Annotated in this window: 5 protein-coding genes and 1 pseudogene; 3 read left to right on the plus strand and 3 right to left on the minus strand. The window is 67.1% G+C overall.

Going from position 1 to position 7,497, the window contains the following annotated elements; all coding sequences use genetic code 11:
• Positions 1 to 684 precede the first annotated feature (684 nt).
• The 3 genes from Asi02nite_RS40505 to Asi02nite_RS40515 all read right to left on the minus strand — a co-directional run bounded on the left by Asi02nite_RS40505 (position 685) and on the right by Asi02nite_RS40515 (position 5,710).
• Positions 685 to 2,379, minus strand: coding sequence for a cellulose binding domain-containing protein (locus tag Asi02nite_RS40505; RefSeq protein ID WP_203719358.1), 1,695 nt, complete (start codon positions 2,377 to 2,379; stop codon positions 685 to 687).
• Positions 2,380 to 2,452: 73 nt separating this feature from the next.
• Positions 2,453 to 3,418: a CE1 family esterase gene (locus tag Asi02nite_RS40510; RefSeq protein WP_308440205.1), complete on the minus strand. Its 966-nt coding sequence runs from the start codon at positions 3,416 to 3,418 to the stop codon at positions 2,453 to 2,455.
• Positions 3,419 to 4,717: 1,299 nt separating this feature from the next.
• Positions 4,718 to 5,710, minus strand: a complete 993-nt coding sequence (locus tag Asi02nite_RS40515; protein ID WP_239127701.1) for an AraC family transcriptional regulator — start codon at positions 5,708 to 5,710, stop codon at positions 4,718 to 4,720.
• A gap of 210 nt (positions 5,711 to 5,920) precedes the next feature.
• Between Asi02nite_RS40515 and Asi02nite_RS40520 the strand changes: the two genes are divergently transcribed.
• The 3 genes and pseudogenes from Asi02nite_RS40520 to Asi02nite_RS40530 form a co-directional block, all read left to right on the plus strand.
• Positions 5,921 to 6,766 (plus strand): oxidoreductase, encoded by an 846-nt coding sequence (locus Asi02nite_RS40520; RefSeq protein ID WP_203719359.1) that lies wholly within the window; start codon positions 5,921 to 5,923, stop codon positions 6,764 to 6,766.
• Between the two features lie 100 nt (positions 6,767 to 6,866).
• Positions 6,867 to 7,094, plus strand: a complete 228-nt coding sequence (locus tag Asi02nite_RS40525; RefSeq protein WP_203719360.1) for a hypothetical protein — start codon at positions 6,867 to 6,869, stop codon at positions 7,092 to 7,094.
• Between the two features lie 165 nt (positions 7,095 to 7,259).
• A pseudogene (locus tag Asi02nite_RS40530) lies at positions 7,260 to 7,497 on the plus strand (FAD-dependent oxidoreductase); the annotation flags it as partial.

Here is a 7,497-nt window from a genome sequence, read left to right on the forward strand (position 1 = left end):
CGGCGGGTGCCGACACCGCCACAGCGCCGACAGCACCGACCACCAGCGCCATCGCGCCGGAGGCGAGGACACGGGGCAGCCATCGGAGCCTGCGCGATGGCGGCGCGGTCGATGGAGATCTACCAAAGGCAAACATGATCTCTCCTCAATCACCAAGAGCCGAACGTCTACCAGGAGGTGGGTCCGACCCGACGCGTCGCTGGGCGCCAGCGTCGGGACTGTCATCGATGGCGAGGCGTCCGCATTCCCGGCGGACGCCTGGTCCAAGGTCGACGAGAGCAGGTTGCCCGGGAAGCTGCGGCGTCGTCCTTGACCATCGACTGTGAGCGATAACATGCCGTTCGTCAAGTCGTAACGTCATGGTCACGTGAACCCCGAGGATCCCTGTGTCACGCTGAGTTCTGGCGATCGTCGGCACGGAACCACCCACCGAACGGCATCGACCGGGTTTGCCGTAGTTGCCTCTGTGTGTTGACGCTAACATCGACGTTTATGACGAATTTGGTCAACGGGATCGCGCGTCGACCGAGGCGGTGCCGCGCTGGTCGACGAGATCGGTTTCGATCAACTCAGCGGGGTCTGCTCGCCGACGACTCGGGATCAAGACCTCTCACCTACGCAGCGGCCTCGGCCCGCGCATCTGGCACGGGCCGAGGCCGTTGGGGTTTTACGATGACGAAGGAGTCAGAGGGTCAGGACCAGCGTCGAGATGCTGCGAGCAGCGACGTTCACGGCGACCTGGCCGCCGTTGACGCTGGTCGGCTGGCTGGTCGCGTTGCTGTTCTGCGAAGTGAGATAGTGCTCGGCGCGAGTGACGTTCTGCGGCGCTTGGACAATCGCGTTGTTGACCGCACTGGTGGACCGGTTGAGTATCACCAAGGTGATCTTTCCGCCTCCCTGGTACGCGGTGATCTCCAGCGGTGCGGCCTTGGTGCTCTTGGCCAGGCCGATCCGCTGGTATCCGGGGCGGACGTACTTGGCGTACTGGGAGAACGCGTACCCGCGCTTCAGGGGGGAACCCGCGGTGGTGCCGTACGCGGCGTCACCGTCACCGATGAAGGAGTAGTACCGCTTGCCGTACCACCAGACATAGGCGGCCCAGTTGGCCTCCATGGACCTGTGCACGGTGCGCATGATGTCGTCGAGCGTCTCGTTCCAGACCGCCTGGTTGCTGGGGTTGCCCCAGATGTTGGAGCCGCCACCGTCGGCGGCGTGGTAGTTCCACTCCGTCATCCATACCGGCTTGTTGTGCTGGGCGGCCAGGTTGTAGGCCTTGAGCCGGCCGGAGGCTTCGGTCCCGTACAGGTGGCCGCCGATGTAGCCGATGTTGTTGCGGGCGCACGCGTCGTTCAGTGTCGGATCGGTGTAGCCGTAGTTGAGGTTCACCGCTTCGGCGACCATCAGCCTGGTGTTCTGCACCTTCGCACCCTCGGCGCACGCGAAGTTCCTCAGCTCTGTGCCGCTCCAGTCCATCGAGTCGTAGTCGGGGTGCCAGTCCGGCTCGTTCTGCACCGAGGTGACGTCGACCGGCACGCCCTGCCCACGCATGTACTGGACGTAGCTGTTGAGGTGGTTGGCGTAGTCGTCGTAGTACTCGGGTCTGAGCTTGCCACCGTTGATCCGGCTGTTGTTCGTCTTCCACGCGGCCGGTCCCGTCCACGGCGACGCCAGGATCTTCACTCCCGATCCGTACGACTTCGCCGTCTTCAACGCGTTCACCTGCGTCGCCCACTCGCTGGATACCGGCGAGATGCCGGTCCGCACGATCGACAGACCGAGCTGGTTGGCGCCCAGCCCGACCAGTGTCTGGGTCTCGGCCGTCGACCAGGCACTACCCCAGACCGACACGGCCGCGCCGAACCCATCGACGGTCTGGTATCTGGTAGCACTGTTGACGGTGATGTCCGACTGCCCTTGAGGCGGCGGGTTGGACGGCGTGGCGGTCGGCGACGCGGTCGGTGTCGTGCCACCGGTGCAGGCCGTCCCGTTCAGGGCGAAGCTGGTCGGGGCCGGGTTGCCCCCGGTCCAGGAACCGTTGAAGCCGAACGAGGCAGTGCCGCTGGTCGCGATGGCGCCGTTGTGGCTGACGTTCCTCGCGGTGACCGCCGCACCGCTCTGGGTCAGATCGGTGTTCCAAGCCTGCGTGACGGTCTGGCCGGCGCTGAACGACCAGGTCAGGGTCCAACCGTTGATGGGGTCGCCGAGATTGGTGACGACGACGTTGGCGCCGAATCCGCCCTGCCACTGCGACGAGACCGAATAGCTCACCGCGCAGCCCGCCGCCGCGGCATGTGCCGGCAGCGCCACGACGGCCGCCGACGCCAGCAACGCCGCGCCGGCCGACATGAGGCCGACACCAGCCACTCTGGATCTGCTCATACCTTGCACCTCCTGATGAGATGGCGACCTACACGTTTCGTGGAGATCGTCTGGGACGTCGATAGCGGGGCGGTCAGGCGCGCGCGCAGGTCACGGCGGGCACGGGGTTGGCCGTTCCCGCCGTCGCGAGGAAGCCGAAGGTCGTCGAGGCGCCGGCGGCGAGACTGCCGTTCCAGGTCTCGTTGACGACGTTCTGGAGGGTGCCGCTCGGCGTATTGCGGCCGCCCCAGATCTGCGTGATGGTCTGCCCGTTGGCATAGGTCCAGGTGACCCGCCAGCCGGTGATCGCCGCGGCGCCGGCGGTGACGGTCACGTCCGCCTGGAAGCCGCCTTGCCACGAGTTGGTGACGGCGTACCTGGCGGTGCAGGCGCCGCCCGGCGGCGGGTTCGACGGAGACCCGCCCGGAGAGCCGGACGGGCTTGGCGACGGGGTGCCGGTGGACTGGAACTGTGCGAAGAACCGCCAGACCTCGCCCGGCACCCAGGTGCGCGTGCCGCTGTCGCCCGTGGCGCCGTCCTGGGGTGCGGCGATGTGCCCTTCGTCGAACGCGACCCACCGCACCGGGCGGCCGGCCGAGCAGCCGGTGTAGTCCGTACCGACGTGGGTCAGGCTGCTCTGGCCAGGTTCGCGCGGACTCTGCGGGGCGCATCCGTTGGCGGTCACGAAGCGGTCGCGCAGCCCGCGCCCGCCCGAGATCGACAGGACGCCGTCGCGGATGCCGTGGATGCCGAGATAGGCGATCGGCTGGGTGCCGCCCGCACAGCCGCTGAGGACTCCGGCGGACTGGACGGCGACCGCGCGGAAGACCGTGGACCTCGAGCATGCCAACGAGTACGACATGGCGCCCCCGTAGCTGAAGCCGGTGGCGAACCGCTGGGTGGTGTCGACGCACAGAGTCGCCTCGATCTGGCGGATGATGTCGTCGACGAGGGTGACGTCCTCGCCACCGCTGTTGGCCCAGCCGTTGTTCAACCCCTGCGGTGCCACGAAGATCGCGCTGTTGTCGGCCAATCGTTGGAGCCCGTAGTAGGACCACACGTCTCGCTGGACGGTCTGGCCGGTGGCGACATCGGTGGCAGTGCCACCGCGCCAGTGAAATCCAAATATCAGCCGGTACGGGCGACGGTTGTCGTAGCCGTCCGGGATGCGCAGTATGTAGCTGCGCGTCTTTCCACTGCTCTGGAGAGTGCGTGTGCCACTGACGAGAGTGGGGACGGTGCCGCACCCGGCAGTGGTGGCGGCGTAGGCCGGTGCGACCTCGCCACCGAGAACGCCTGCCGCTAACGCGGCCGAGGCAACCAGCGTTGTGACTGCCAGGGGCGCTATCAGGTGTCTAAAGCTAGGCATGACGAGACTTCCCTCTGGGCATGAAGGTTGCAGGCGGGCTGGACTGCATGACGCCTTTCCATGGAGATCATCTATGTGAGCGTTAACACTCGTGCCTCGATGGATGCGGTGCTCATTGACAAAAATTGGGACGGCCTGCTCGGGAGCGCTCCCATCGATGCACATAGATTGCCAGACTATTTCCGCCACATCAAGCGATGACCCGGCGGCTATCTCGGTGGACGCCGATCAGGCAGGCGAGCATCGGGCGGCCGTCTCGGGCCTCGATCGGTCGACCAGCTCCACGAGAAGATCCGGAATCCGCGCGGCGGGCGTGCGGTCATAGCTGCTCACCGGCCAGGCGCGCAATCCTGGCGTGCGTTGGTGAGACCGGTCGACTGCGTCCACCATGTCGATCCTGCGTTGAGCCTCCGTCGACCTGGACGCGATTGAGTGACCCGAGGAGCTGATCGCGAGCGGAACGCCTGCCCTCGAAACTCAGACCGTCAGCCGCCCATCCGCGAACTACCGGTCAACCACGACAACACGACCCGCTTAGCAGGCGCGGGTTCGAGCCCTGTTTGGTCCACCCGAAACGCGTACCCAGACGCGGTCTGTGGAGGCGGCAAAACGCCTGATCAGACCGCGTTCCCCGGTGGTTCGCGCGGAGGCCAGCTCGGGCGTAGCGGGACCGCGCCACAGGCATCGTGGCTGCCCGCAGATCAGAGCGGACGCCGACCGCCAAAGCCGGGTTGCTGTGGCTCTGGCGCCGAGCGAGTCCTCCGGCGCAACCCAGTCGGCGTCGGCATAACCCGATGACGGGGCCCTGATCGGTGAATGCGACCGTGCGCACCGACGCGCCGGGCAACTGGAGGGCCCGGTTGAACCCCGTGTCAATCCGCACGCGCAGCCCAACGACCGCACTCCGGGTGGTTGTCACGCCCTCCCGGCGGTGCGTCCAGTGCGCCGCGCGGCCGGTCGCAGTTTCGGAGGTTCGCAACATGTTTTGGCTCAGCTTGTGATCGCCGCTCGCAGCGCGTCCGGGGTCGTGCCTGTCCAGGTCCGGAAGGCCCGATAGAACGAGTTGGTGTCGTCATAGCCGAGGAGGAAGGCGATTTCGGGGGTGCGTAGGTTGCCCCGGCGGAGGTAGTGCCGGGCCAGGTCTTCCCGCGTGTTCGCCAGGACAGCCTGGTAGGTGGTGCTCTCCTCGCGCAGTTGCCGCTGGAGGGTGCGGGAGCTGACGGCCAGCCGTTTGCTCACCGCGGTCATGGAACTGTCGCCGGCGGGAAGCGTCTCGTGTAGCGCGGCGCGCACCCGGTCGGCCACGGTCGCCTCGGCCTGCAGGTCGGCCAGCCGGCGACGCAGTTCGGGGGCGTAGAAGCGCCACATCTGCTCGTTCTCGGTCAGAAACGGCCGGGCGGCGTCGTCCGCGGAGAAGGTGATGGTGTAGGTGCTGCCGGCGCGGATGCGAGCTCCGAAGTAGCCCTCCAGACTGGCCGGGTCGCCGGGAGGGACAGGCATGGTGACCCGCGCCGGGCGGACCTGGTGGCGCGTGGCGATACGGGCCAGGGCCACCCAGAACACCAGCTCAGAGGTCGCCAGCAGGGTCGGTGGCTGCTGGTCCGGCGGCCATTGGTAGGCGATGGCCAGCCCGTCGGCGGTCTCGCCGACATCGAGGCTCAGCGGTCCGACCAGCGGCTTGTAGGTCGCGATGCGGCGCCCGGCGACCGTAAGAGTGGGACTGCACAGGGCCGCCATGATCGGCGGGCTGAAGGTCTCGACGGAGATCGCCTGCCCCACGTCGAGAGCCAGTTCGCGGTCACCAGCCTCGGCTTCCAGCGCGGACCAGAACCTGAAGTATTCGTCGGTGGACAGCAGCGCCGGACCTTTCGACAGCAGATCTCCCGGCAGTGACGCCCGCCGCAGCACCCTCGGCCACGACATTCGAAGGTCGTTGACGAACACCTTGACCCCGGATTCCAGCGTGAATCGCCCGATCGCCACGTGTGCAGTCTACGAAGAGGCCGGGCTTTCCCGGCTTGCCGTTCGCGCCAATTCTCCAGCGGATCACGCCAGCATGCGTCGACCGCTCTGGTGTCGCCGGGCCGGCCAAGAGTGGCGCGTCATGCAAGCCAATCGGCGCCCTGAGCTAGTGGTATCGCCGTCGTCGGCTCATAGCGTCCACGTCACCACACCACCGCAAGGGAGCAACCCATGAGCACCGACACCAAGGTAGCCCTCGTCACCGGAGCCTCCTCCGGCATCGGCGAGGCCACAGCTCGCGAACTGGCTGCCGCCGGTTTCGTCGTGTACGCCGCCGCCCGCCGCACCGAGCGTCTGCAGCGTCTGACCGACGTCGGCATCCACCCCATGGCGATGGACGTCACCGATGACGTGTCGATGCAAGCCGGTTTCCAGACCATTCTCGATGACCAGGGCCGCATCGATGTCCTGGTCAACAACGCCGGCTACGGCTCCTACGGCGCACTCGAGGACGTACCCATGGCCGAGGCTCGTGCCCAGATGGAGGTCAACGTATTCGGCGCCGCCCGCCTCACCCAGCTCGTCCTGCCGCAGATGCGAGCCCAGCGCTCCGGGACGGTCGTCAACGTCACCTCCATGGGCGGAAAGATCACCACCCCGCTCGGCGCGTGGTACCACGCCACCAAATTCGCCCTCGAAGCCCTCAGCGACTGCCTGCGCATGGAGGTCGCTCCGTTCGGCATCGACGTCATCGTCATCGAACCCGGCGGCATCCGCACCGAATGGAGCGGCATCGCCGCCGAGAAGGTCCGCGCCGTCTCCAGCAGCGGTCCCTACGCCGCCCAAGGCGACGCCGTGGCCGCATCCTTGACCTCCGACAGCACCCACCGGCGCTCGTCGCGACCCGAGCTCATCGGCCGCACCATCACCAAGGCCGTCACCGCTCGGCGCCCCAAGACCCGGTACGCCGTCGGCTACGGCGCCAAGCCCATGATCCTCATGCACGACCTGCTTCCCGACCGCGCATTCGACGCCTTCATCCGCCGGGCCGCCGGCGTCCCAACGCAGGCCACCTAGCCACCCAACGATCACAGCCGTCGGCGCGGGCCGCGTAGCCCATGGCCGACTCGCTTTGGGCGGCGAAGGCGGGGGAGGCGCCAAGTTTGGGCTACAGGTGTTGAGCGAGCTATGCAACCGCGCGGCAGGAAACGCGCGCTGGTCGCCCGTCGGGCACATCATGCTCATCACCGCCTGGCACATGCTCAGCAACCACATCGACTACAAGGACCTCGGCCCTGACCACTTCCGCATCGCGCAGACCCCGCCAAACAGGCCAGCCGCCTCGTCCACCAACTCCAGCAACTCGGCTACCAAGCCGCCTCAACAACAGTCGGCCGACGTCTAACTTCGACTCAGACCCGTAGAAGTCGGCCGCGTGCGAGCAACGGCGCGTTGACGGGCGCCGCGTCAATCACGAGTCGACGAATCGTTGACCTGGCTCGTGTGGACTGGGCCTTTGACGGCGGAGGGATTGCTCTCCGCGCTTACCCAGTTCGGAAGGTCGAAGTTCATGACGAGCGCTCATTGCGACCAGTCGGCGATCGCTGCTCTCGCGAGCGAAGTCGCTGGATCGGTTCTCACCCCGGCTGACGAGGGTTACGCTGCCGAGACGGCAACCTGGAACATGGCGTTGGCGCATCGCCCCGTCGTCGTGGTGGGTGCGACATCCGCGGGCGACGTCCAGTCTGCTGTGCGGTTCGCCGCCCGCTTCCACCTGCCGGTGGCGGTCGTCTCCACCGGACACGGTG

Source organism: Asanoa siamensis (assembly GCF_016862555.1).
Lineage (GTDB): Bacteria > Actinomycetota > Actinomycetes > Mycobacteriales > Micromonosporaceae > Asanoa > Asanoa siamensis.